The organism is Anabaena sp. PCC 7108 (assembly GCF_000332135.1).
GTDB lineage: Bacteria > Cyanobacteriota > Cyanobacteriia > Cyanobacteriales > Nostocaceae > Anabaena.
Genome location: NZ_KB235896.1, coordinates 4,331,879 through 4,355,936, shown reverse-complemented (window position 1 = coordinate 4,355,936; position 24,058 = coordinate 4,331,879). Strand labels below are relative to the sequence as shown.

Sequence of the window (24,058 nt, the reverse complement as noted above, 5' to 3'; positions counted from 1 at the left end):
TCTAAATCAGCAACTTTTCTTAGCAGCATCAACAAACTATGTCTTCAGAACAATTCCAAGCCGCACACAGCAATATTTACAACCTGGGTACACACCTATTACAGTATCTTCAGGAAATTCGCCAAAGTCGTCTCAGTGAAGGTGATGATACTAAAGGTTTGCAGAGTGTTGAGAATGACATCACCACAGCTTTAACCGCATTGGAAAAACAGAAATATCAGGTTGCGGTTATTGCAGCTATGAAAGCCGGTAAGAGTACCTTTCTTAATTCCATCATTGGTGTAGATGTTTTAGCTAGTGAAACCGCAGCTTGTACCATCTGCCGTACAGATGTACTCCATATTCCTGCTGATCAAGTTCCCAGACTGTTAGAATACCGACAAGGAGAAAGAAAACCTGTTGTTATTGCGGAAGGTGACGAAGGAGAAATTCAGCAGAAGTTTTTAGTGAGAACCCGTGAAATTAGAGAAACGGGAAATCCTGATAATACTATACGTTTTGAAATAGAACATCCCATTGAAGCAATTAGCGGACTTTCTTCGCTTGCGGGTTTTACCCTAGTTGACACACCTGGACCGAATGAATGGGAATCTGCTCAATTTAACACAGTAGCACTCAAGCAAACTGCGCTAGAAGCGTTAAGAACCTGCAATGCAATTTTGTTTGTTTTAAATTACGCTTCCTACAAAGATAATGCTGTTGCTGAATTATTTAAGGATGTAGTAGAGAATCGCAAAGAGATTTTAGAATCTGAAAAAGGTAAAATTTACTTTATTCTCAATAAAGTAGACCAAAAAACTGAAAGAGATAGAGAAATTGAAGAAGTAATTCAAGATTTACAACGAGAATTATCTGATTTTGGTTTTCCTAATCCCATTATTTATCCTGCCAGTTCTAGACAAGGACTTTTAGCAAAGTTAATTAAACAAGAAAAAGCAACAGACAGTCAAATAAAGGATTTCAAGAAATTTTTTAGTGCTAGATATGCAACTGAAGATGAAGAAGGCAATCAGATTATACCAGCACCTCGGAAAATTGCTGGACAAGCTTTAATAGATAGTGGTATTCCTACTATTCAAGAAACAGTAATTGAAACTATCACTAAAAATGCAGGTTGGAACCTTTTAAATGATGCTTTAGCGAAAATTGATAAAGCTGCTAAATCACTTGAAGACACTCTCAACACAAAAATTAGTGGTTGGGAAATGGATGTTACAGCCTTAAAGCAAAAAATAGAAGAGTACAGAAAACGTTCTTATAATGCCAAGATTAAGGTAGAAGATGTAAAAAAGTCAGTAGATAGACAAAAACAAATACTTGTAAGAGGTTTTAGCCAAGGTATTGATATATTTGCTGAAGGAACTAAAGCGGAAATTCAATATCAAATTGACCAAATCGCTCAATCTAAATCTACAAAATTCTCTGGTGCAAAACAAGTGAAAGCTAATACTTCACGAGTCATAAAATCAGATAAAAATGTTGATTGGGGGGATATTAGCGATGTTATAGCCGATTTTGGTGGCGGTATTCTAGACTTTTTTGGTAAAGGCTTGGGAAACATATTCAGGGTAGGTGTCAAAGGAAGTACATCTTTAATCAAATCCCTTTCTAAATCTGCACCTGAAATCTTTGATTTCTCTGATGATTCTAATGAAATTCAGACAAATTCTGATCCATATGTGATCAAAGTCAAGAATAAAAAGGATGCTCAAAACATTAGCAAAACTATCAACGAATTTTGTAGTCCTCTAATTCAAAGTTTTTGGCTAGACACTCAAGATAGATTGGTTAGAGATGGTACTAATATTCGTGAAAAATTGGCTCTCAAAATCCAAAATGATATCCAACAGATATCGAATGAACTATCTGATTATTTGGGTGAAGCTTTGCAAGTTGAATTAAACGTTAACCCCATTCAGTTTCCTATCTTTGAATTTAAGGGGATTGATGCAAATATTAGACAGCAGCAAGAAATATTTAAACGGACAAAACAAGAATTAAAAACAGAGAAGAATTGTTGTTCTAGTAAATCTTATTATGTTCCTGTTGAATATGAAGACAAACAAGAATTTTATGAAATAGATTTACGCAACACTGCACAGTTAATTGATTTGAAGATAGATGAACAGGTTTCGAGAAATAGAGAGTTGCTACAAAGAGTCATCGAAAAACAAATTGCAGAAGACTTTAGACGTGCAGAACAACAAATCAATGACTACATCAAGAAATTCCAAGACGATTTTAATATTTTGCTAAAAGAACGGGAGACAAAAGAAGTAGAATCAGACAAAATAATTAATACCTTGAATCTCCAAAAAGAGAAACTGAATGAATATCTACAGGAATTAAAATCAATTCGTCAATCTCTCAACACTTGGAAACCATAGATTTTATGTAGGTTGGGTTGACATGAGGAAACCCAACATCGTTTTTTATCTGTTAGGATAATGAATAATCAAGTTAGCAGCAAAGTAATGATTAAATTACAAGAATTGCAAGAACAGGTATTAGAATTACCAATCAAAGAACGCTGGACTCTTGTGCAAACCTTACTAGCATCAATTCAACAAGAAACACTATCTTCTATTCCTCCTCAACCCACTCTAGAAACCTTATCTGAACTTGAACCCTGGACACAAAGCCTAATAGGTGTAATTCGCTTAGAATCAGAAAATCCAGAGGAAAGTTATGTTAATTACCTAGAAGATAAATATAGTTGAAACAGGTATTATTTGACAATAGGCTACAACATACGACATTAAAACTGAGCTATACTACTTATAGTGTGACTTTGGGTAATATATGGCTAAAATCTCAATTTCATTGCCAGATGAATTAGTAAATTACATTGATCAAAAAGTTGAAAACCGTAGTGCGCTGATTGAAAGTCTCTTGAAACAATGGCAAGAAAAACAACAAGATGAAGCACTAGCGGCAGCTTGCGCTTTGGTTGATGAATTAGAATTAGGTTGGGAAAGTGAATGGCAAAATATAGCGATTACCGAATGGGAAGCATCTGGATAGTTACATTTGATCCATCTGTCGGTACAGAAATTCAAAAAACTCGTCCAGCACTCATAATTTCTGGGACTTTGTTTAACAACCAACGCAGCAAAGTCACAGTTTTACCTTTTACTTCCGCCAAACCTAATAATCCTCGTATGTCACCTGCGGTAGTTGAAGTAACTTCATCAGCACAAAATGGACTTTCTGTAGATAGTCTTTTAATATGCGTTGAACCAATGACATTTGACAAAATTCGTTTAACTCAACAATTAGGTGAATTAGAAGCAGAATTACTAGAACAGGCGCAAAATATTCTGCGGCGATACCTGAGTTTAAACAACAACTAAGCACATTTTTTCAAAGTCTCATGTATGACAACATCTGCAAATTCCTAGCCGAAAACTTCAAAGACGACTTAGCAACATGGTTACTAGGTTCACCAATTAAATTAACAGAACTTAGCCCCACAGAATTATCAAACGAACCAATTCGCGCCGATTCATTAATCTTATTACAATCTGATGAATTAGTTCTACATAGCGAATTTCAAACCGACACAGATGAAGATATGCCCTTTAGGATGTTAGATTATCGAGTCAGGGTGTATCGACGCTTTCCTAACAAAAGAATGCGCCAAATAGTCATCTATTTGCGAAAAACAGGGTCAGAATTAGTTAATGAAAACAACTTTAGATTAGAGAAAACTTACCATGAGTTTGATGTCATCCGCTTGTGGGAACAACCGACAGAGAAATTTCTGACTGTTCCTGGTTTATTACCCTTTGCCGTGCTGACTCAGACAAAAGATCCTACAATGGTATTAACTCAAGTTGCCCAAGCAGTTGAAGCAATTACCAATCAAAGGCTACAAAAAAATATAGCTGCTGCTAGTGGCATTTTAGCAGGTCTAGTGTTAAAGCAAGATGTAATTAGGAAAATATTCAGGAGTGAGATTATGCGCGAATCAGTCATTTATCAAGAAATCCTAGAAGAAGGTAAGGCAGAAGGTAAGGCAGAAGGGAAAGCAGAAGGTAAAGTAGAAGGTAAAGCTGAAACCACAAGAAATGTGGCTTTAAACTTGTTAAGAATTGGTATGAGTTTAGAACAAATTTCTCAAGTTACTGAATTATCTCTTGAGCAAGTTCAGGCTTTACAAAAGGAGATTCAAGAATCCTAATTTTAACTAATTGCTGAAGAATTTTCTGCGACTTTAGCAAGAAATTAAGAAGTAGATTGGGGAGCCACTCACGTCAGGAGGTTCCCCTGTTGAGTGGAAGTGGCGTTTAACGCAAGGAAACCCAACACCAACACATTTACTTAGGTATTGAAATCGCTGGACAATCAAGATCCTTTTCCTAATCTAAAGCGTAACCTTTATGGGAAAATGGGATGGTGCAATAACGCTTGCCTTATATTGCTTCAGACCCAAAGGAATTTTGATAAATGTGGAAAAAATTTGCGTTAATTTTGTTATTAGTATTTAGCGTCAGTCTCAGTAACACTGGTGTAGCGTCTGCTGCTGGACTCAAAAGCTTTGTAGATAGTGCGGATGGTTATCAGTTCTTATATCCTAATGGGTGGTTGCAAGTTAAAGTTGCCAACGGTCCCGATGTAGTTTTTCATGATTTAATTGAAGTCTCAGAAAATGTCTCTGTGGTAATTAGTCCTGTTCCTGATGGAAAAACTTTACCAGAATTGGGGACACCTACAGAAGTTGGATATAAGTTAGGAAAAGCTGCTCTTGCTCCGACTGATTCTGGCCGTTCCGCAGAATTAGTCAATGCGGTGCAGAAAGAATCTGATGGTAAAATATACTACTTTTTAGAGTATGAAGTTCAACTTCCTAATCAGCAAAAACGACACAATATCTCTAGTGTAGCTGTGAGTCGTGGCAAGCTTTTTACCTTTAATGCCTCAGTTCCTGAACAGCGGTGGAAAAGACTACAACGCATGATTGATGAAGTTGTCAGTTCTTTTACGGTGTATTAATTAATCAGGTGACAGGTGATAGGGAGCAGAGTTTTTCTAATCAGCCATTACCGATTCTTCCCATATTCTTGACTATGGTAATTCCTCAATTTGTACTTGCATCTGCTTCTCCAGCGCGTCGTCGTTTACTGCAAACTGTGGGTATTGAACCGATAGTTTATCCTAGTGATTTTGATGAGTCGCAAATTCAACATCGTGATCCTGCACAATTAGTGAAAACACTGGCTCAGTGTAAAGCAGAAACTGTCATTTCTCAGTTTCCATCAGCCTTGATTATGGGTTGTGATTCAGTTTTAGCAATGAATGGTGAGATTTATGGTAAACCTGGGGATGCAGAGGAAGCGATCGCACGTTGGCAAAGAATGCAAGGTAACTTTGGTGACTTGTATACTGGTCATATTTTGATAGACACAACCAAAAACCAGAGTGTTGTCAAGTGTCAAGTGACGAGAGTATACTTTGCTCAAATGAGCGATCGCGCAATTCTTGCCTATGTGGCCACAGGTGAACCCCTCAAATGTGCTGGAGCCTTTGCTATTGAAGGATTTGGTAGTTTGTTTGTAGAAAAAATCGAGGGTTGTCACACCAATGTAATTGGACTGAGTTTACCTCTGTTACGCCACATGATCACGGAATTGGGTTATGAGGTGACTGATTTCTGGCAATAAGTGGGAGTATTCCAAATGTGTAAGTTGATGTTTTATCTAAGCTTCCAACTTAATATAAGGCATGAAATAAACGAACCGCAAAGACGCAAAGAGCGCGAAGGAAGAAGAGATTTTTCAGACTAATAAGTTAGGTGTCATCTCTTGAAAAGACAAATAATTTGTATACTTCACTCAGATAAAATGTGCTGTAAATACAGATGTTTCCGCTCTTATGAGGTACATCTTAGCCCCCTCATCGCTTGCGGGGAGGGGGTTGGGGGTGGGGTTCTTGTACTTCATAAAACTGGGAAGTGCTGTAATGGATAAACAGCGTCTAAAAAAACTCCTAATAGGTGATTTAAGCTGGAAAAGAATGTTTAAATCATTCATTTTTATCTATATATTTTTTGCTGGATATGTCTATTTTCGTGCAGATAGTATGATTTTTCTGCCGCAACCATCTAGCTATAAAGATACACAGAAAATTATCAAAATCACCAGTGCAGAAAATACGCAAATTTCAGCCATTTATTTACAAAATCCGCAAGCTAAATACACATTTCTTTATGCTCATGGTAATGCCGAAGATTTAGGAGATATTCAAGAAATATTGCAAAAAATCCGCAATTTTGGTTTCAATATTTTTGCTTATGACTATCGAGGATACGGTACGAGTCAGGGAAAACCTACAGAAAATCATGCTTATCAAGATATTAATGCTGCTTATAATTATTTGACTCAAGATTTAAAAATTCCACCGCAGCAGATTATCGTTTTTGGACGTTCAGTTGGAGGTGGTTCAGCGGTAGATTTAGCAGCACGAAAACCTGTTGCAGGATTAATTCTTGAAAGTACATTTACTTCAGCTTTTCGAGTAGTTGTACCTTTGCCAATTTTGCCTTTTGATAAATTTAGAAATCTCGATAAAATCAAAAAAGTACAAATTCCCGTATTAGTGATGCATGGTAAGTCAGATAACGTTATCCCTTTTACTCATGGACAAAAATTGTTTGCTTCTGTAACCTCACCCAAACTTTCTTTGTGGGTAGAAACAGCAAATCATAATGATGTTTACTCGGTTGCAGGAGACAAGTATGGAAAGACTTTGCGCGACTTTGCTGATTTAGTCTCAAAAAACCAGAATTCACCAAAGTGATAAATTGCAGCTAAAAAGATTCAGATTTTAAAAGATAATAATACCACCTAATTCTTCCATCATTTGTTCTAGAAGTTCCTCCATCATTTCTTGCTTTGAGGAACGCAAACTTGGAGGTCCATCGAGAAATTCTTTAATAGTAATTTTTTGTTCTCTAAATTTCTTCACAAAATCACGAATATCAGCAACAATACTAATTTGAGATTCTAGAGTTTTCACCATTAAATCAATAGAATTAATTCCTTGTTTAGCAGCTTTGCGAGCATCTGAAACCATTGCTCCTTCAGGAGTATTTTTAGCTAAACGTAGTTCCTGTTTTAATTTTTCATATTGATTTTTCAGAATTTCATTTTGTTGTTCTAGATTCTTGCACCTGCGCGTCAAATCATCCTCACTATTGCTATCAATAGATTCACCTAATTGGTGCTGACGTTCAATTTCTAAAAGTCGCGCTAAATCTCCTTCTTGGTAAGCTTTATTAATTTCCTTCATGATTTCTGTGTGTGACATTTGCGTTTCGCTGTCTTTTACCTTATCTGGGTGAAAGATTTCCGCTAACTTCAGAAATGTCTGCCGAACTTTTCTGGATTCTTCGGTTCTGCTTGCAGAAGCAGATTCTACTTCCTGTTGTGATTCCCAATATTGACGGCGGTTTTGATTAGTTTCATCGTTGTCCCTTTCTTCTGAATTTTCAAACAATTCATTTAATTCTTCATCATTATCTTCACCAACAGATTTAGGACTAATTATTCCTGCCATTTGGAGATTAAGGTAAAGTTCTTTGATATGTTTTTCTGTTTGTTTACCAAATTTTCTCGTAGTCAAAATCTCATTAAACAGCGCATGAATTTCTTGATCAAGTTCTGCCATTTTCTTGAAACTGGGAGTAGCTTGATGAAATATATCTGTGGCTAAAGAACGCATTCTTTCCACAAAATTATTTAATTCTGTCCGCTTTTTTTTAATTTGTTTCAATATTGATTGGTGTTCTTTTTCTAAACCCTCTAAATAGATATGCAATTCAGAGAGAGCCAGTGGTATTGCTGGGGTAGCTGGGGATGCAGATTTAGTTTTTCGAGGCATAAAAAAAGTAGGTAAGTTTCAAGGTTAATAGATAAATTCAGTCAAGGTTAAAAGTACCCAACACTTGTAAGCATTTGTTGGGTTGCGCTGTCGCTTAACCCAACCTACAAAAACTCTTAACCGAACAGTATTGATACGACATCTATAATATTATCTGCTGACTTGGAATATTTGAGATGCCGTATTCCTAGAATTTACTTGAACTTGAATTACAGAGAATGACTCAATTGTGCTTCTGAAATCCAAGCACCGTGGAAACCGTAAGGTACTCGTTGGGGAATAATTACCCGCGCGACAGGTTCACTGGTTATATCTTGAGCATTGATGACTACTAATTCCGAAGTTTCTGAATTTTGATCATAAACAAAAGTGATTAGCCAACCATCATCTTCTGTGGTGGCATTAAGACTGGGTGCAAATACTGATTCACCACCATAGCGTCCCTTTCCAAATTCATGGGTTTGGGATTGGCCATGACTGAAATTGTACTTAATTACTCCTTCAAATAAAGGTACAGGACTTTTTGCCATTTTACCAGCGTAGCCATATTTGGTTTTTCTCCCCAGGAGGTTTTCGTTAACACGAGGAAATTCTGCTGGTATATCATCTAGCTGTTCTTCTTTGACTGCACCTGTACTCAGGTTAAACCGCCAACAGTGGAAGAAGGGTATATCTGCGGTGGGATCTGTTTGTGAATCACCCATGAGAATGGAGGTAGAACTCATCCGACAAGCAATAAGTACTACTTCGTCTCCTTCTTCATAGGCGTTGAGGGTGTGGAAAACGTAGCAGGGGGAACTTTCAAACCAGCGGATGTTGCTGTTGTCTCCGTGACGTGGGACAATGCCAAAGCGACTGGGGCGATCGCTCTCAAACATCATCATTGGTTCTCCCCGCTGCATTCTTTCTGGGCTGAAAGTCAGGGGTAAATCCATGAAAATACTATAGTTTTCAGTAATGGCAAAATCATGCATCATTACCCCCGTTGGGATATCAATTGGTACTGTTCGCAATAATTCCCCTTGTGCGGAAACTACGCCATATTGTAAGTATGGTGGTGCAAACGAGTAACCAAAGAACATCATTTCCCCAGTGACTGGATCTACTTTTGGGTGAGCAGTAAAAGGAGAAACCAGCTGGTTATTGTAAGTGTATTCACCAATAGTTTCTAATTCAGGAAGTTGGATATTGTGCGGCGCACCTCCTTCCCACAATGTCAAAAATTGACCTGCGTGCCATACTAAGGCAGTATTAGCAGTATTTTTGCCGATGCCATGAGGGTTATCCTGTTGGGGTGGTTCCATAAATCCACTCCAAACGGCTTTACCTGCTTCATTTTCGATTTTCCAGCCTCTGGTGCGGACATATCGATTGCGATAAGTGGCTTTACCGTTGGTAATTTGTACGCCATGTAACATTCCATCGCCATCAAACCAGTGATATTGTCCAATGGGTGAGTGTTGAGGATTGGGTCCATTCCGCACAAACATCCCAGAAAGATCAGCGGGTAATTCACCTATGACTTGCAGTGTATCAGTGGTGAGTTCTTGACCAACAGGGGCAAAGTTGCCATCCAGATAGGGATTTACAGCGGTTGTTAACATTGTCAATATTAAATTTGATTGGCACTTTATTTAATATAATGAGCGATCGCTGATTTTGCTGGGCAACAATCAGGTTATTCTCGGAAGAAGAGGACGCGGAGAGTGGGAGACGCGGTGACGCGGAAGAAGAGGACGCGGAGAGTGGGAGACGCGGTGACGCGGAAGAAGAGGACGCGGAGAGTGGGAGACGCGGTGACGCGGAAGAAGAGGACGCGGAGAGTGGGAGACGCGGTGACGCGGAGAGATTATCCCCATGTCCCTCTTTCTCCGTGTCCCCGTGTCCCCGTGTCCCCATGTCCCCATGTCCCCGTGTCCCCGTGTCCCCGTGTCCCCATGTCCCCATGTCCCCATGTCCCCATGTCCCCATGTCCCCATGTCCCCATGTCCTCTTTCCCCGTGTCTTCTTCAAAATGGCAAATTCAACCTGAGTGAGAATAATACCGTGAGCCTAACTCTTTATCTACTCCGTCATGGACAAACAGAATCTAGCCGAATGAATGCCTATTGCGGTGCAATAGACTCAGAACTCACCCCTGACGGCTTAGAAATGGCAAATGCTTTCGCTGCTGCATACAGTTCTACCCCTTGGCAAGCGATTTTTTCTAGTCCCATGAAACGAACCATAGCCACAGCCAAACCTTTATGTACAGCTATAGGAATGCAACCAGAACTGCGAGATGGTTTAAAGGAAATTAACTATGGTGAATGGGAAGGAAAAACCCCGGAAGTCATCAGTCGTGAATACCATGATGATTATATCCGTTGGTCAGCTGATCCTGCTTGGTATGCTCCAACTGGTGGGGAAAGAGCAATCACAATTGCTGCTCGCGCTATGCAAGTAATTGAAGAAATTAAGCATCTTCACGATGATGGTAATGTTTTAGTTGTTGCTCATAAGGCAACTATCAGAATTATTCTTTGTAGTTTATTAGGAATTGATGTCGGACGCTTTCGTTATCGTTGGGGATGTCCTGTTAGCTCTTTAAGCATTATCGAATTTACGGAACATGGACCCCTTTTACAGGCTTTAGCAAACCGGAATCATTTAGATGATAGATTGCGGAATTTACCAGGAACTTAACAGTTATCAGTTTTATGAATCGGGTTTAAGTTCCCCAACAATTATTGTAATGCGTTGGTAGCACTTGTTAATCTCCTGCTAACGCTTTATAAATTTTTACTCTTCACTGAAGTTATACGATATGATAGTTATTCCCTTTTCTATTTTTGAAGTTTGAAAGAAGTATATTTAATAGTAAGGTCAATTTAAGCCAAGGTAATATCTGGAACTATCAGGGTGATTTTATGCCTAATTTAGACTATAACAATAAACCAATTTATCCCCAGTGTGAAATATGAAGGTGGAGTCAAAAGTGAGTAGTATTGATAATTATACCTTCTCTTTCGCTGGAGAAGTCACAATTCCCCAGGCTCCTCCTGACTTTAAATCAGGTTTTATCGGCATTATTGGTCGTCCCAATGTCGGTAAATCTACTTTAATGAATCAATTAGTAGGGCAAAAAATAGCCATCACTTCACCGATAGCTCAAACTACGCGAAATCGCTTGCGAGGAATTTTAACTACTGAAAAAGCCCAACTAATTTTTGTAGATACCCCAGGAATTCATAAACCTCATCATCAATTGGGGGAAGTGCTGGTAAAAAATGCCAAAATTGCCATTGAGTCGGTAGATGTAGTACTGTTTGTAGTTGATGGTACAGTAGCTTGTGGTTCAGGCGATCGCTATATTGCTGAGTTACTCAGTCGTAGTCAAACACCAGTAATTTTAGGTATCAACAAAAGCGACGAACAACCAGCAGATGCTCAGAAAATAGATGAAAGTTACATAGAATTAGCCAATTCCCATCAATGGCAAAGTGTTAAATTTTCTGCCCAAACAGGTGCAGAATTAGTAAATCTGCAAGAATTATTAATTGGACATTTAGAACCAGGTCCATTCTATTATCCACCAGATTTGGTGACAGACCAACCAGAACGATTTATTATGGGAGAACTAATCCGCGAACAGATTTTGCTACTGACGCGAGAAGAAGTACCCCACTCAGTGGCGATCGCAATTGATCTGGTTGAAGAAACCCCAAGCATTACCCGTGTACTCGCTACCATCAACGTTGAACGCGATTCCCAAAAAGGAATTCTGATTGGTAAAGGTGGATTAATGCTCAAAGCAATTGGTAGCGAAGCTCGTGAACAAATCCAAAAACTAATTGCTGGTAAAGTTTACCTAGAATTATTTGTCAAAGTTCAACCCAAATGGCGACAATCAAGAACCAGGTTAGCAGAATTAGGGTATCGAGTCGAAGAGTAGGGGACGAGAAGATGGGAAGTTAGATTTTAGATTTTAGATTGGAGTTAATTAAATACCATCCAAAATCCAAAATCGAACACCCAATCATAAATTAATATTATGCATAATTAACACATCCTTGACTGTTAATATTACTGTATCAGTCATTATTAAAGTCAGCACCAAGGATACAAAACTATGATTAAATCTTGGATGGTAATTGGAGGTGTGGCTTTTTTAGTTGCCTTTGCTAGTAACTTCATTACACCTAGTGAACGCCAATGGTTCAAGCATTTAAGAAGACCCAGATGGCTAACCTTTGAAAGAGCAATTCCGCTGATTTGGACTACAATATTTATCAGTGGTGCTTGGTCAGCTGATATTGTCTGGGAAAACAACCCAGGAACCAACACAACCTGGTTAATGATGGGTTTATACCTACTTCTAGAAGTATTTACCATTGCTTACACACCCGTCATGTTACGTTTTCGTAGTCTTAGGGTAGGTACAATTATCGGTGGCACAGGTTTCATTATCTGCCTTTTAGTCACCTTTGCCGTCTTATCAGTTTCCGTTTGGGCAGCATTATTACTCATGCCTTATCTGCTGTGGAGTCCCATAGGCACATACACAACTTGGGAAATGGTTAAACTTAATCCTCAAGATGCGTAAACAATAACCTCAGCGAATCTCTGCGCTAACCTCGGCGAACCTCTGCGTTTAATTAAACCAACCTACCATAACAAGCAGTTCCTTGATTCTGCAACCAAGCCCACATTTGATCACCAAAAGAAAAATGCCACCACTCTCTAGGATTGCGTTGAAATTCTGCTTTTAACATCACATCTCGCAATAATTGACGGTTAGCATCATACGGTTGATTACTCTTAGCATAATATTCTGGGTGCGATCGCTCTGACATTTCATCAATCGGTGAACCCATATCGACAACTTGCCCATTTTCATCAACCAGGGTAACATCTACCGCAGCCCCAGTACTATGAGGAGGAGGGGTTTTCATCTCCAAACTCGGTACAGCCCAAATTTCATAAACCGCTTCCCAAACTTCTTCTCGTTGCTGAGGTGATAATTGCGCTTCTGTTAAACCCCTTTCTCGCAAAGCTTCCCCAAAACTGTAATCTACCATAAACTGCTGGACAGCCACAGGTCGATAAGCATCGAATATTTGAATATACCAATGAGGATGTAGTAATTGTAAATAATTTTGCGCTTGAATCAACTTTTGAATTACACTTTCGCGCAAATAATAAGGTGAGTGTACACCATAGTTAGCACCTAACTTTTCATAAGGATGGGGAGATTCTACCGCAAACAATTCTAGGGGAATTTTTACTAAATGTTCACCACATTCGATAATCGGGATTTGATGATAAGGTCGCATTTTAATTTGATATTTTGTATTTAAATTATTTTACACTTTTCCTTTAATTCATTTTAATTGATATAGCGATATCTACGCTAACACTCTTTATAATTCCTACAACAAGCAAAACGTAGGGGTTTAGCAATGCTAAACCCTTATAATCATTGACGATATACAGCGGTTTCTGCTCTTATGAGGTACATCTTAGTCCCCTCATCGCTTGCGGGGAGGGGGTTGGGGGTGGGGTTCTTGTACTTCATAACACCGGGAAGTGCTGTATGAGCGATCGCTCTTCATCTTCCATCTCCAAAGTTAAATCTTAATCCAAATTTATTTCCTGTGGTTCTGTTACCATTGCTAATCCTGCTAAAATTTGTCTAACTCTTTCTTTCGATAGCGTACCGATTTTTTCAGTTAATAAAGCTTTATCTACTGTAAAAATTTGCGAAATATTTACCACACTTTGCCGATCAAGATTAGCTTCTCCTAACTCTAGTAAAACATTACCCATTGCCTTAGCTCTTCTCAAATTAGAAGTTAATGCACAAACTATTACTGTTCTGATTTGAGAACCGTTGAGCAAATCATTTTGGATCACCACATAAGGACGGATATAAGCTGGTTCTGATCCTATTGGTTCTCCCAAATCAATCCAATAAATATCACCTTGCTTAATTACCATTCTTTTTCTTTTAATTGTCCTTGATGGTGTCGCATTGCTGCTAATATGATTTGTTCAGATTCATCCAAACCATCTGCATAAGCTTCATTTACACTTTCTACTAATTGGCGATTTTTTTGACGACGCAGAAATTCTGCCATTGCTATAGCAAATAATTTACTGCGCGGTATTTTCATTGCATTTGCTAAAGCTGTTACTTCTTCATACAGTGATTCTTCAATTGAAATAGCCGTTTTGATGCTTGTCATTGAGTTATACCTCCTTTCTGACTAACGGTATAACTTAATTTTATTCTATCTTCATCATTTCTACAACAATTATACAAAATGTAGGGGTTTAGCATTGCTAAACCCTTACAATCATTGACGATATATGAGCGATTACTAGGTCACGATTCTCTACGAGACGCTATCGCTTTTGTTTCCAGTACAAAAAGTTATGAAACAAATGTTAGTAATGCTTCATTAATAATTGTTTGATATCCAACTCCCTGTTTTTCTGCTTCAGATTTTGCCCAAGCAATCACTTGAGGATGTAATCTAATAGAAACTGATTGATATTTTTCTGTTTCACTTTTAACTGGTCTTCCTCATCGAGTATAATTGATACCAAACTGTTCTTGAATAGCTTGTTCAGCAGCTATTACTTCTGATGGACTAATTCTTCTAGCATGAGCAAAAGGAAATTCAGCTTTCTTCTTCATATTGTTGACGCTCCCAAGACTCTTGATATTCTGTAATTTTGGCATATAAACTATCAACTGTTTCTTCAGAAAATAGCCTTTCTTTAAGTTGTAAATAATCTCCTTCACCTAGTTTACAAGTAGCCCAAAATTTCATTACTTTTGCTGGTTCTAAGTGAGTGAGTAAAACCTGCATTACTTCTTGTAAATTTTGTTGTTCGTCAATAACTTTAATTGTCATCTTCTATCTCCAAAATCAAATCTGTTGGGTTAATTACTTTCAGTGATAAATCTTGACACCGATTGATTAATCTTTTGTCACAAGTTATAAAATAATCACTTTTAGATGTTTCTGCACAAGCTATATGAAGTGCATCAATAGGTTTAATGTTTAATTCCTTGTTTTTCCAGTTGTTTTGCTCTGGCTCTAATATTTTCATTTACTAATACTTTTAATGTAGCTATTTGTAAATATCGCTCCATTGATTGTTGATTAATAGTAAAAGGATTACGACATAATCACAGAAAAGCGATCGCTCTCCATATCTACGGTAATGCTCTTTATAATTCCCATAACAAGTACACAAAACGTAGGGGTTTAGCATTGCTAAACCCTTACAACTCTTTAAACACCAACTAAATAATAATTATCGGCATCAGAAACACCAGAGCTGCTAATTGAATAAAATCCTTTGCGAATAGCAGACCCCAATGGAGCATTTTGTTCCCACATCCAAAAACCATCTATTGCACCTGCACTATTACGTCGGTATCCAGCAAAAATTCCGGTATGGTTATATGTACCATAATAACTGTTATTTGTACCAGCAAAAGTTGCGATCGCAGTACCTACCGCAACGTTTCCATTACCTATTACACTAACTCCTCGTTTCCAAGTACCTGCATTCCAATAAGGACTTGATACAGAAATTCCTGCTGCATCAGCAACTAAATCCCAACATTGATAACCATAAGCATTATCAACATCTCTACTATATTTACCGATTAAAGATCCATTACTAAGCTGTGTTAAATAGCTAGAAGTAGTCATTAAACCAGAGGGTGGCTTTGTAACAGTGGGTGGCTGTATAACAGTATTTAGAATAGTCCCCATTCTGTTCAGTTGATAACGTGATTCATTATTAGTGAACAAATTAGTTAAATCGCCATTCATTGCCCCATCATCAGACTGCCATCGTTTGGTAAAAGATCCATCCGAATTAGATGTATAAGTTTCCAACATTCGGAAGTTATCAGAAGCCCAAACTCCTTTTTCTTGTCTTAGAAAATCAGTACGACTATTACCGTCAAAATCACCAACAAATAACTTAGTTAAATCACCATTCATTGCTCCATCATGCATAACAGAGCGACTTGTGAAAGAACCATTACCATTAGAGATAAAGGTTTCTAACATCCACCAATTATCGGTAGCAAAGGCACCTTTTTCTTGTTTTAAGAAATCAGTTCTACCATCTCCATTGAAATCTCCCATAAATAAATTGGTGAAATCACCGTGCATACCACGGCTGGAACTTTCACTTACCCAAGCTTTTCTAAATGAACCATCACCATTAGAGAGATAAGTTTCAAACATTCTGGCTGCATCATTAGCAAAAGCACCTTTTTCTTGACGGATAAAGTCTGATTTACCATCTCCGTTGAAATCACCAACAAACAAATTAGTTAAATCACCATTCATTGCTCCATCGTGCATAGCAGAGCGACTGGTAAAAGAACCATCACCATTAGATATAAAGGTTTCTAACATCAACCAATTATCAGTAGCAAAAGATCCTTTTTCTTGTCTCAGGAAATCCGTTTTTCCATCCCCATTGAAATCTCCCATAAATAGATTAGTGAGATCCCCATGCATAGCACGATTCGCATCTTGACTCACCCAAGCCTTTCTAAAAGAACCATCACCATTGGAAAGATAGGTTTCAAGCATTCTGGCTGTATCACTAGCAAAGCTACCTTTTTCTTGACGGATAAAGTCTGATTTACCATCTCCATTGAAATCACCAATAAACAAATTGGTTAAATCACCATTCATAGCTCCATCGTGCATAGCAGAGCGACTGGTAAAAGAACCATCACCATTAGATATAAAGGTTTCTAACATCAACCAATTATCAGTAGCAAAAGATCCTTTTTCTTGTTTTAAGAAATCCGTTTTTCCATCCCCATTGAAATCTCCCATAAATAGATTAGTGAGATCCCCATGCATAGCACGATTCGCATCTTGACTCACCCAAGCCTTTCTAAAAGAACCATCACCATTGGAGAGATAGGTTTCAAGCATTCTGGCTGTATCACTAGCAAAGCTACCTTTTTCTTGGCGAATAAAATCAGTTTTTCCATCACCATTAAAGTCAACTCTATTTCCCAAAACTATTTCTGTTCTAGCAGAAGCTAGTTCTACAGCCACAGATTGCTCATTAATTGTGAAAACAGAAGAATCATCCTCAGCTTTCAATAATACCAATTCCCCATCACTAATACTCTGACCCTGAACCAACCGCGAGAAAATATCCCCTTCATCTCCAGCAGCATCTTTTACATTAATTTGACCATCTATATAATGCCCAAACTCCTCTAACAAGACTCCTTTAACAACATCAACATTACCCAAATTAGCCCCTACAAATTCCTGCGATAAATAAATAGTATTATTATCCTTCGCATACGCTCCATTAAAACTTTGACCAGATACCAACTTTATATCTGGTGTATTAGTAAAATCATTTTGAGCTAAATGTATCAATATTTGATCAGCCAAATCCTTTTGATAATCTTGACCAAAAGCAATTTCCATAATTTCATCAATTTGGGAATTACTACTTAGTCCAGTCAGGATATCTCCAGTTGCATCAATTGACTGAATAACTGTATCAATAACCGATTGTGTATCAGGAAGTAGTTGAGAAGAATTAGAAGAATTTAGAGCATATAAAGGATCTTGATAATCGCTCAAACCTGTATGGTTATAAGTTGGGGTAGATATAGTCGCTGATTGTTGAGAGTCTAAAGATAGCTCAAACATAGATGCTCCTTTATGTAAATATCCATTTACTTGTTACATATCATTCTATGTGAGCAAGTATAAATGTATGTTTACTTTGTATTAAAGAGTTAGTAAATTTTATTTGAATATATGAATTATTGATAAAGTTGCGTTTTTATCCTCAACTATCTGAATCAGGATTAAGAATGAATTTTATCCATCATCCTGCAAATCCTCAAATCCAGAAAATCCTGATTCTGACAAATAATCCTGCAAATCCTCAAATCCTGGAAATCCTGATTCAGACAAATAATCCTGCAAATCCTCAAATCCAGAAAATCCTGATTCAGACAAAAATACTCAACATTAAATCACTTCTCATGTTCACAACAAGACTTTGACTTCACCTCTGGAACAGGATCATAACCCCCTGGATGAAAAGGATGACAGCGTAAAATCCGCATAATACTCATCCAACCACCACGGAACACCCCAAACCGTTCAATAGCTTGAATAGCATACATAGAACAAGTAGGTTGAAAGCGACAAGTGGGGGGAAACAAGGGAGAAATAAATGAACGATAACCTTTAATTAGCCAAATCAATAATATTTTCATACCCAAATCTAATAAAGTAGAATTAAAGTTAGAAATACCTTTATTCCATGAGTTTAGAATCCATTACCCCATTATCGCTGCAAATTGCCCCCGCTGCGGCTTGGGTGGGATTAATTATTTGCATTGCTTGGGTAGTTAGTCGTTTTACTGATAGCGAACCCGAAATCATCCGTAAAATCGTGCATATTGGCACAGGTAACGTTATTTTAATTGCCTGGTGGTTAAATATTCCCCCATTTGTGGGAATTATAGCTTCAATTTTTGCGAGTTTTATCACCTTAATATCTTATATATTCCCAATTCTTCCGGGTATTAATAGCGTCGGTCGTCAAAGTTTGGGAACATTTTTCTATGCTGTGAGTATAGGTGTTTTAGTTGCTAGTTTTTGGGATTTACACCAACCCCAATATGCTGTTTTAGGAATTATGATTATGGCTTGGGGAGATGGATTAGCAGCTTTAATTGGCAAACGCTTTGGCAAACACAAATATACAGTTTTTGGTTCTCAAAAAAGCTGGGAAGGTTCTTTAACAGTTACTTTAATCAGTTACTTTATTTGTTTGACTATTTTATTGATTACCCAAGGTAACATTTGGCAAACTTGGATAGTCTCGTTAATTGTAGCGGTAATTGCTACGGTTTTAGAAGCCTTTTCTTTTTTGGGAATTGATAATTTAACAGTTCCTATCGGCAGTGCATTCTGTGCTTATATGTTAACTCAGCTACTCTCTGGATACTGAATAATTCTTGATATAGAAATATAGGTAAATGATTTTTTTTATAATTAGAGATATCTAAAAATATAGATATCTATTTTTTGATGGAGTGAAAAAAGTGAATGCCTGAGGAGATTCAGCCGATTTTTGGAAAAACAAAAAATAAATATTATCTAGATTTTCTCTAATACAATTAATCTTTTAATAAGACTATTCTAGTAATAAAAAACTATTTTGTCTCTACTTTGAGAGGTAAACTTGCAAACTTTACTTTCTACCCGTAGATTTATGAATTATTAGGCAACAATGCTTATAGTTGAGTTGTTAGGTGATGAAACACCTAATTACGTAAGTGAGGCTAATAATTGTGTCAAATCAAATCAACGCATCGAATTTGTTTGTTGCTTTATCTGAGCAGCAACAAGAGCTTTTAACTGGTGGGGCTGACTTTGAACTAGCTGCTAGTAACTACGCTAACAAATTATCAGGTTTAATAGGGACAAGTTTCTCAGGTCCTCAAGGTAGCAGTGCTACTTCCGCAGGTAAGACGAATACCATACTGACAGCGGGACAAGATTTCCTAGGTTTAGGTGCAGAACCTCCTACTGGTGTTGGAGCTTTGGGTCCAGCAATACTACCAACTGAAGGAGTAAACTTAAATCCAGTTGAAACTGGAAATCAGACTCAGACTGGAGGAATCCTTCCGTAAATATGGGCTAGTCAGCCTATATTTTGCCCAATGTCAAAGCAGGATTGAACTAGTACCAAAAGGAAAGCATAGTTAAAAATTAAAAATTAAAAAAGCACACTTAACAGGCTTTTTAGAAATTTTTAATGGTTTAATTATTTTCTTTCCCTGTTGTGTACTATTCACTTGCAATTTATTTTGATTGGACAATAAAAAAGTAGATTCCAGAGATTTTCTACCATTTTCAATGAATGCAGAACCAAATTCATCTGGCTAGAGATGATTAGGGGACAACTTCATGAGTGAATCAATCTCTGGAATCTTTGCTTTATGGAAATAGAAATGAGGCTAACAATCAGGTCTGATCAAATAATCATCTAATCGCTTAAAGCCACAATTGAATGTTGAGCATTCCTTTTTGAGATATAGGAAGGGGGTTAGAGGAGATGATAATAACTCGCTCAACGTAAGTGAGGACTTTGAGAGAGTTTGAGTATTCTCCCCCATTTTTTCAACGCATTATCTGCCTTGAAACTTTAAGAAAGATAATTAACTTTCTCTCCCCCCTTTCATAATTATAGATCATCATCTAACTAATTTGCACTATGTGAATATAGTAATTTACTGGGTTTATTCCTTTAGGAATATCACCTTAGATAGTGTCTTTTTTGTTTAATGGTGTTAGTAATTTTCAATTTAGATATTTTGACCAAAGGTGTAATATCGTGAATTCATTGAAATCTACAGAAAACAATTATTCCTATAACTTAAACGAACAAAATTCAGAAAATCTCCATATCTTAGAAGCTAATGAGTTTCTTCCCCATATTGGTTCATGGATTAATATCGGTGGGGGAGTGATGATTACTATGTTTGTCGTAGCTGTGAGCCTGACGACGGTTTTGTATTACAATGTCACCATCAAAGTTCCGGCAACTATCCGACCATTGGGAGAATTGCGGGTAATTCAGTCTGCTATGACAGGAACTGTCAAAAAGATTCAAGCTAAAGAAAATCAGGTAGTAAATAAGGGAGAAATAATTGCTTACCTGAATGACTCTCAACTGCAATCTCAAAAAAAACAACTGCAAAATACTATTGAGCAAAATCAATTACAACTTATTCAAATTGATGCTCAAATCCATCAAATTAATAATCAAATAATTGCTCAAACCAATTTAAATAAACGCACAGTTATAGCTGCACAAGCTGAATTAAATGGCACTAAACGCAACTATAGTGATCAGCAAATAGCAGCTAATGCAGAAATGATACAGGCAAAAAATGCTGTCAAATTAGCGCAGGCTCAACTCAAAAGACTACAAACAGAAAAGGTATTAATAGCAACAGTCCAAGAGGCAGAAGCCGGCTTAAAGTTGGCTAAATTACAGCGAGATCGTTTGCAAGATATAGTTAAATCAGGAGCAGTATCGCGGAATTTAGTTGAAGAAAAAGACCAAGCCGTCAAATCTGCTCAAGCCAAATTAGAACAAGCTAAATCTAGTGCTAAAAATCTCCAAGAAGAAAAAGAACAAGCTGTAAAATTAGCACAAATAAACTTACAAAAAGCCAAAATTTCTATCGATCCTAGTAATGCTAATGTAACCATAGCATTGGAAAAAATTAAACAAGAACAGTCTAGAGGGGCAGCTATTTTAGCAGCTTTAAAAAAAGAACGAGAAATATTACTTCAACAACGTTTAGAAATACAAAAACAACAAATTCGCACTCGTCAAGAACTACAACAACTAGAAAATGACTTGAGTAAAAGTGTGATTCGCTCCCCAACGAATGGTACAATCATGCAACTAAAACTTCGTAACTCTGGACAGGTACTGCAAATAAGTGAAGAGATTGCCGAAATTGCCCCCCTTAACGCTCCTTTAATTATTAAAGCTCATGTTTCCGCCAAAGATATTGATAAAGTAAAACCAGGTCAATTAGTGCAAATGCAAGTTTCAGCTTGTCCCTATCCCGAGTATGGAACTCTCAAAGGAACTGTGAAAGTAGTTGCACCAGATACTATAGCAACTACACAAAATAATTCCATTATTAGTACACCCCAAGTATCTATCTATGAAGTAAATATTGAGCCAGAAAACATATATTTAGGTAAAGATGATCATTTATGTCACCTCAAATCTGGTATGGAAGGCCGTGCTGATATTATTTCCCGCCGAGAAACTGTTATGCAGTTCATTCTTAGAAAAGGCAGATTAATCACAGACTCATAATATCGTAGCTTGGTTTAAGCGACAGCACCAGCCAAAATCTTCTATTAATTTGGGATGATCAATTATTTATGTTCAAACATCAACAAAAAAAATACCAATGTACTTTACAACTGAGTGAAGAAGACTGTGGAGCCGCTTGTCTAGTTTCTATTACTAAGCATTATGGCCACTTCTTAAGTATGAATAAAAGCCGAGAAGCAGTTGGTACTGGACAGTTAGGAACAACTTTATTAGGTTTAAAACGTGGCTCAGAAAATCTTGGATTTAATGCTAGAGCCGTGAAAGCTTCCCCAGAAATTATAGATAGAATCACGGAAATTACATTACCTGCAATTATTCATTGGCAAGGCTACCATTGGGTGATTTTATATGGTAAAAAAGGAAAAAAATATGTTATTGCTGATCCTGCTGTCGGACTTCGTTATCTCACAAAAGAAGAATTAACCACTGCATGGAATGGTGTAATGCTCTTATTAGAGCCAGATCAAAATCGCTTTTCTGAGCAACCTCAAGAAGAATCAAAAGGTGGAATAACACGCTTTTTTCGGCGCATTTCACCCTATCGTGGCTTACTAACTCAGGTTTTAATGATTAATATCGTCCTGGGTTTATTAGCTCTGGGAACTCCTATTTTAATTCAATTATTAACAGATGATGTCCTAGTACGTGGAGATGTACAGTTACTTACTGTTGTCGTTTCCGCAGTTATCGTTATGAGCTTATTTAGTGGAGGTTTGCAAGCCTTTCAAGCCTTAATGATTTCTCATTTTGGACAAAGATTACAATTGGGGTTAGTCCTAGAATTTGGACAAAAACTGCTGCAATTACCCTTAAATTATTATGAATCTCGTCGCAGTGGTGAAATCACTAGCAGACTTAGAGATATTAGTGAAATCAACCAATTAGTATCACAAATCGTCATTGTTTTACCTAGCCAGTTTTTTATCGCTGTAATTTCTTTTTGTTTAATGTTATTTTACAGTTGGCAATTAACAATAGCAGTTTTATTAGTTGCTGCTTGTATGACCTTATCTACCTTGCCTTTCTTACCCATCCTTCAACAAAAAACCAGAAGTCTCTTAGTCTTAGGTGCAGAAAATCAAGGTGTTTTAGTAGAAACATTTAAAGGCGCACAAGTAATCAAAACTACAAATGCTGCTCCTCAATTTTGGGATGAATTTCAAAGTCGTTTTGGTCGTCTGGCTAATCTAGCTTTTAGTACAGTTCAAATAGCAATTATCAATGGTACTGTTGCTAGAATTATATCTACAATTGGTGGTATTATTTTACTAGGATGTGGGAGTCTTTTAGTAATTAAAGGCAATTTAAGCATCGGTCAAATGTTAGCTTTTAATGCTTTACAAATTAATGTTTTAGCGTTAATTAACTCATTAGTTGGCTTTGTTGATGAATATTTTCGCTCCCAAACCGCAGTTTCTCGATTATTAGAAGTTATTGATGCCACACCAGAAGTAGTAGGAGGAAGTCAAAAGCCCATTGCCAAAATTTCTGCTCATGCAGATATTAGTTGTTCCCATCTTAAATTTCATCACCCCGGTAGAGTTGACTTGTTAGATGATTTTTCTATTCAGATTCCTGGAGGAAAAGTAATTGCTTTAATTGGTAAATCAGGTTGTGGTAAAAGTACTTTAGCTAAATTATTAGCTGGTTTGTATGTACCAGATTCAGGTAATATCCGCATTGGTTTTTTTAATATCCAAGATATTGCTTTAGATTGTTACCGACAGCAAGTAGTTTATGTACCCCAAGAACCTCATTTTTGGAGTCGGACAATTTTGGAAAACTTCCGTTTAGGCACACCTAATATTCCTTTTGAAGAAATTGTTCAAGCTTGTGATATTGCTGATGCAGATGGTTTTATCAGTCAATTACCTAATAAATATCAGACCGTATTAGGGGAATTTGGAGCCAATCTTTCCGGTGGACAAAGACAAAGATTAGCAATAGCTCGCGGAATTCTTACAAATCCACCTATACTCATTTTAGATGAAGCTACCGCTGGACTAGATCCTATGAGTGAAGCAGATGTTCTCAATCGTCTTTTGGAATATCGGACAGGTAAAACTACAATTTTAATTACTCATCGTCCCAGCGTTATCAATCGCGCCAATTGGATTGTTCTCATCGAAAAAGGGCAAATACAAATTCAGGGAACTCCTGAGACATTTTTATCAAAACCCGGAGAGCATTTACAGTTTTTAACTGTATAAACTAATATTATCAAAGTTTTTAT

24 protein-coding genes and 1 pseudogene are annotated in these 24,058 nt (G+C 37.2%); 15 read left to right on the top strand and 10 right to left on the bottom strand.

Annotated features, from left to right (window positions below):
* Positions 1–38 precede the first annotated feature (38 nt).
* The 8 genes from ANA7108_RS0120455 (at position 39) to ANA7108_RS0120420 (ending at position 6,798) form a co-directional block, all read left to right on the top strand.
* Positions 39–2,387 (top strand): dynamin family protein, encoded by a 2,349-nt coding sequence (locus ANA7108_RS0120455; protein ID WP_016952687.1) that lies wholly within the window; start codon positions 39–41, stop codon positions 2,385–2,387.
* Positions 2,388–2,447: 60 nt separating this feature from the next.
* Complete coding sequence (locus ANA7108_RS0120450; RefSeq protein WP_016952686.1) at positions 2,448–2,720, top strand: hypothetical protein; 273 nt, start codon at positions 2,448–2,450, stop codon at positions 2,718–2,720.
* 82 nt (positions 2,721–2,802) lie between these two features.
* The gene (locus ANA7108_RS0120445) at positions 2,803–3,024 is read left to right on the top strand and encodes a ribbon-helix-helix domain-containing protein (RefSeq protein WP_016952685.1); all 222 of its coding nucleotides are present in this window, start codon (positions 2,803–2,805) and stop codon (positions 3,022–3,024) included.
* Positions 2,982–3,353 carry a type II toxin-antitoxin system PemK/MazF family toxin gene (locus ANA7108_RS0120440; RefSeq protein ID WP_237741532.1) on the top strand — a complete coding sequence of 124 codons (372 nt, stop codon included), beginning with the start codon at positions 2,982–2,984 and terminating at the stop codon, positions 3,351–3,353. The genes ANA7108_RS0120445 and ANA7108_RS0120440 overlap by 43 nt, the downstream gene beginning before the upstream one ends.
* 20 nt (positions 3,354–3,373) lie before the next feature.
* Positions 3,374–4,183: an Rpn family recombination-promoting nuclease/putative transposase gene (locus ANA7108_RS0120435; RefSeq protein WP_016952683.1), complete on the top strand. Its 810-nt coding sequence runs from the start codon at positions 3,374–3,376 to the stop codon at positions 4,181–4,183.
* Positions 4,184–4,449: 266 nt separating this feature from the next.
* Positions 4,450–4,995, top strand: coding sequence for a photosystem II reaction center PsbP (psbP, locus tag ANA7108_RS0120430; protein WP_016952682.1), 546 nt, complete (start codon positions 4,450–4,452; stop codon positions 4,993–4,995).
* A 74-nt stretch (positions 4,996–5,069) separates the two neighbouring features.
* Positions 5,070–5,663: a nucleoside triphosphate pyrophosphatase gene (locus ANA7108_RS0120425; protein WP_016952681.1), complete on the top strand. Its 594-nt coding sequence runs from the start codon at positions 5,070–5,072 to the stop codon at positions 5,661–5,663.
* A 298-nt stretch (positions 5,664–5,961) separates the two neighbouring features.
* Positions 5,962–6,798: an alpha/beta hydrolase gene (locus ANA7108_RS0120420; RefSeq protein ID WP_016952680.1), complete on the top strand. Its 837-nt coding sequence runs from the start codon at positions 5,962–5,964 to the stop codon at positions 6,796–6,798.
* A 27-nt stretch (positions 6,799–6,825) separates the two neighbouring features.
* Here ANA7108_RS0120420 and ANA7108_RS0120415 read toward each other — a convergent pair whose 3' ends face one another.
* Both ANA7108_RS0120415 and ANA7108_RS0120410 read right to left on the bottom strand, forming a co-directional pair.
* The gene (locus tag ANA7108_RS0120415) at positions 6,826–7,881 is read right to left on the bottom strand and encodes a J domain-containing protein (protein WP_016952679.1); all 1,056 of its coding nucleotides are present in this window, start codon (positions 7,879–7,881) and stop codon (positions 6,826–6,828) included.
* Positions 7,882–8,090: 209 nt separating this feature from the next.
* Positions 8,091–9,485 (bottom strand): carotenoid oxygenase family protein, encoded by a 1,395-nt coding sequence (locus ANA7108_RS0120410; RefSeq protein WP_016952678.1) that lies wholly within the window; start codon positions 9,483–9,485, stop codon positions 8,091–8,093.
* A gap of 442 nt (positions 9,486–9,927) precedes the next feature.
* Between ANA7108_RS0120410 and ANA7108_RS0120400 the strand changes: the two genes are divergently transcribed.
* From ANA7108_RS0120400 to ANA7108_RS0120390, 3 genes are all read left to right on the top strand, one after another.
* Positions 9,928–10,566: a histidine phosphatase family protein gene (locus tag ANA7108_RS0120400; protein ID WP_026104335.1), complete on the top strand. Its 639-nt coding sequence runs from the start codon at positions 9,928–9,930 to the stop codon at positions 10,564–10,566.
* A 274-nt stretch (positions 10,567–10,840) separates the two neighbouring features.
* Entirely contained in the window at positions 10,841–11,815 is a 975-nt protein-coding gene (gene era, locus ANA7108_RS0120395) for a GTPase Era (RefSeq protein ID WP_016952675.1), read from the top strand.
* A gap of 177 nt (positions 11,816–11,992) precedes the next feature.
* Positions 11,993–12,466 carry a TspO/MBR family protein gene (locus ANA7108_RS0120390; protein ID WP_016952674.1) on the top strand — a complete coding sequence of 158 codons (474 nt, stop codon included), beginning with the start codon at positions 11,993–11,995 and terminating at the stop codon, positions 12,464–12,466.
* Between the two features lie 52 nt (positions 12,467–12,518).
* Here ANA7108_RS0120390 and ANA7108_RS0120385 read toward each other — a convergent pair whose 3' ends face one another.
* The 8 genes and pseudogenes from ANA7108_RS0120385 to yidD form a co-directional block, all read right to left on the bottom strand.
* Positions 12,519–13,196, bottom strand: a complete 678-nt coding sequence (locus ANA7108_RS0120385; RefSeq protein ID WP_016952673.1) for a M15 family metallopeptidase — start codon at positions 13,194–13,196, stop codon at positions 12,519–12,521.
* 301 nt (positions 13,197–13,497) lie between these two features.
* On the bottom strand, positions 13,498–13,860 hold the full coding sequence (locus ANA7108_RS0120380; RefSeq protein WP_016952672.1) for a type II toxin-antitoxin system PemK/MazF family toxin: 363 nt from the start codon (positions 13,858–13,860) through the stop codon (positions 13,498–13,500).
* Entirely contained in the window at positions 13,854–14,108 is a 255-nt protein-coding gene (locus ANA7108_RS0120375) for a hypothetical protein (RefSeq protein ID WP_016952671.1), read from the bottom strand. Before ANA7108_RS0120375 ends, ANA7108_RS0120380 begins: the two co-directional genes overlap by 7 nt.
* 188 nt (positions 14,109–14,296) lie before the next feature.
* Positions 14,297–14,431 (bottom strand): annotated as a pseudogene (locus tag ANA7108_RS31070) (BrnA antitoxin family protein); the annotation flags it as partial.
* A 115-nt stretch (positions 14,432–14,546) separates the two neighbouring features.
* Complete coding sequence (locus ANA7108_RS0120365) at positions 14,547–14,783, bottom strand: hypothetical protein (RefSeq protein ID WP_016952668.1); 237 nt, start codon at positions 14,781–14,783, stop codon at positions 14,547–14,549.
* On the bottom strand, positions 14,773–14,982 hold the full coding sequence (locus ANA7108_RS27745; RefSeq protein ID WP_052311098.1) for a PIN domain-containing protein: 210 nt from the start codon (positions 14,980–14,982) through the stop codon (positions 14,773–14,775). The genes ANA7108_RS0120365 and ANA7108_RS27745 overlap by 11 nt, the downstream gene beginning before the upstream one ends.
* A 185-nt stretch (positions 14,983–15,167) precedes the next feature.
* Complete coding sequence (locus ANA7108_RS0120355) at positions 15,168–17,588, bottom strand: BPSL0067 family protein (RefSeq protein WP_016952667.1); 2,421 nt, start codon at positions 17,586–17,588, stop codon at positions 15,168–15,170.
* A 332-nt stretch (positions 17,589–17,920) separates the two neighbouring features.
* Positions 17,921–18,166, bottom strand: a complete 246-nt coding sequence (gene yidD / locus ANA7108_RS0120345; protein WP_016952665.1) for a membrane protein insertion efficiency factor YidD — start codon at positions 18,164–18,166, stop codon at positions 17,921–17,923.
* A 47-nt stretch (positions 18,167–18,213) separates the two neighbouring features.
* On the opposite strand from yidD, the gene ANA7108_RS0120340 reads away from it, so the two are divergent.
* From ANA7108_RS0120340 to ANA7108_RS0120325, 4 genes are all read left to right on the top strand, one after another.
* Positions 18,214–18,906: a diacylglycerol/polyprenol kinase family protein gene (locus ANA7108_RS0120340; RefSeq protein WP_016952664.1), complete on the top strand. Its 693-nt coding sequence runs from the start codon at positions 18,214–18,216 to the stop codon at positions 18,904–18,906.
* A gap of 343 nt (positions 18,907–19,249) precedes the next feature.
* Complete coding sequence (locus tag ANA7108_RS0120335; protein ID WP_016952663.1) at positions 19,250–19,591, top strand: CTB family bacteriocin; 342 nt, start codon at positions 19,250–19,252, stop codon at positions 19,589–19,591.
* 704 nt (positions 19,592–20,295) lie between these two features.
* Positions 20,296–21,804 (top strand): HlyD family efflux transporter periplasmic adaptor subunit, encoded by a 1,509-nt coding sequence (locus ANA7108_RS0120330; RefSeq protein WP_016952662.1) that lies wholly within the window; start codon positions 20,296–20,298, stop codon positions 21,802–21,804.
* 68 nt (positions 21,805–21,872) lie between these two features.
* Positions 21,873–24,035 (top strand): peptidase domain-containing ABC transporter, encoded by a 2,163-nt coding sequence (locus ANA7108_RS0120325; RefSeq protein ID WP_016952661.1) that lies wholly within the window; start codon positions 21,873–21,875, stop codon positions 24,033–24,035.
* Positions 24,036–24,058: the final 23 nt, after the last annotated feature.

Coding starts and splice junctions, on each gene's coding strand:
- ANA7108_RS0120455 (WP_016952687.1), top strand. CDS start 39: ATGTCTTCAGAACAATTCCAAGCCGCACACAGCAATATTTACAACCTG.
- ANA7108_RS0120450 (WP_016952686.1), top strand. CDS start 2,448: ATGAATAATCAAGTTAGCAGCAAAGTAATGATTAAATTACAAGAATTG.
- ANA7108_RS0120445 (WP_016952685.1), top strand. CDS start 2,803: ATGGCTAAAATCTCAATTTCATTGCCAGATGAATTAGTAAATTACATT.
- ANA7108_RS0120440 (WP_237741532.1), top strand. CDS start 2,982: ATGGCAAAATATAGCGATTACCGAATGGGAAGCATCTGGATAGTTACA.
- ANA7108_RS0120435 (WP_016952683.1), top strand. CDS start 3,374: ATGTATGACAACATCTGCAAATTCCTAGCCGAAAACTTCAAAGACGAC.
- psbP (WP_016952682.1), top strand. CDS start 4,450: ATGTGGAAAAAATTTGCGTTAATTTTGTTATTAGTATTTAGCGTCAGT.
- ANA7108_RS0120425 (WP_016952681.1), top strand. CDS start 5,070: ATGGTAATTCCTCAATTTGTACTTGCATCTGCTTCTCCAGCGCGTCGT.
- ANA7108_RS0120420 (WP_016952680.1), top strand. CDS start 5,962: ATGGATAAACAGCGTCTAAAAAAACTCCTAATAGGTGATTTAAGCTGG.
- ANA7108_RS0120415 (WP_016952679.1), bottom strand. CDS start 7,881: ATGCCTCGAAAAACTAAATCTGCATCCCCAGCTACCCCAGCAATACCA.
- ANA7108_RS0120410 (WP_016952678.1), bottom strand. CDS start 9,485: ATGTTAACAACCGCTGTAAATCCCTATCTGGATGGCAACTTTGCCCCT.
- era (WP_016952675.1), top strand. CDS start 10,841: ATGAAGGTGGAGTCAAAAGTGAGTAGTATTGATAATTATACCTTCTCT.
- ANA7108_RS0120390 (WP_016952674.1), top strand. CDS start 11,993: ATGATTAAATCTTGGATGGTAATTGGAGGTGTGGCTTTTTTAGTTGCC.
- ANA7108_RS0120385 (WP_016952673.1), bottom strand. CDS start 13,196: ATGCGACCTTATCATCAAATCCCGATTATCGAATGTGGTGAACATTTA.
- ANA7108_RS0120380 (WP_016952672.1), bottom strand. CDS start 13,860: ATGGTAATTAAGCAAGGTGATATTTATTGGATTGATTTGGGAGAACCA.
- ANA7108_RS0120375 (WP_016952671.1), bottom strand. CDS start 14,108: ATGACAAGCATCAAAACGGCTATTTCAATTGAAGAATCACTGTATGAA.
- ANA7108_RS0120365 (WP_016952668.1), bottom strand. CDS start 14,783: ATGACAATTAAAGTTATTGACGAACAACAAAATTTACAAGAAGTAATG.
- ANA7108_RS27745 (WP_052311098.1), bottom strand. CDS start 14,982: ATGAAAATATTAGAGCCAGAGCAAAACAACTGGAAAAACAAGGAATTA.
- ANA7108_RS0120355 (WP_016952667.1), bottom strand. CDS start 17,588: ATGTTTGAGCTATCTTTAGACTCTCAACAATCAGCGACTATATCTACC.
- yidD (WP_016952665.1), bottom strand. CDS start 18,166: ATGAAAATATTATTGATTTGGCTAATTAAAGGTTATCGTTCATTTATT.
- ANA7108_RS0120340 (WP_016952664.1), top strand. CDS start 18,214: ATGAGTTTAGAATCCATTACCCCATTATCGCTGCAAATTGCCCCCGCT.
- ANA7108_RS0120325 (WP_016952661.1), top strand. CDS start 21,873: ATGTTCAAACATCAACAAAAAAAATACCAATGTACTTTACAACTGAGT.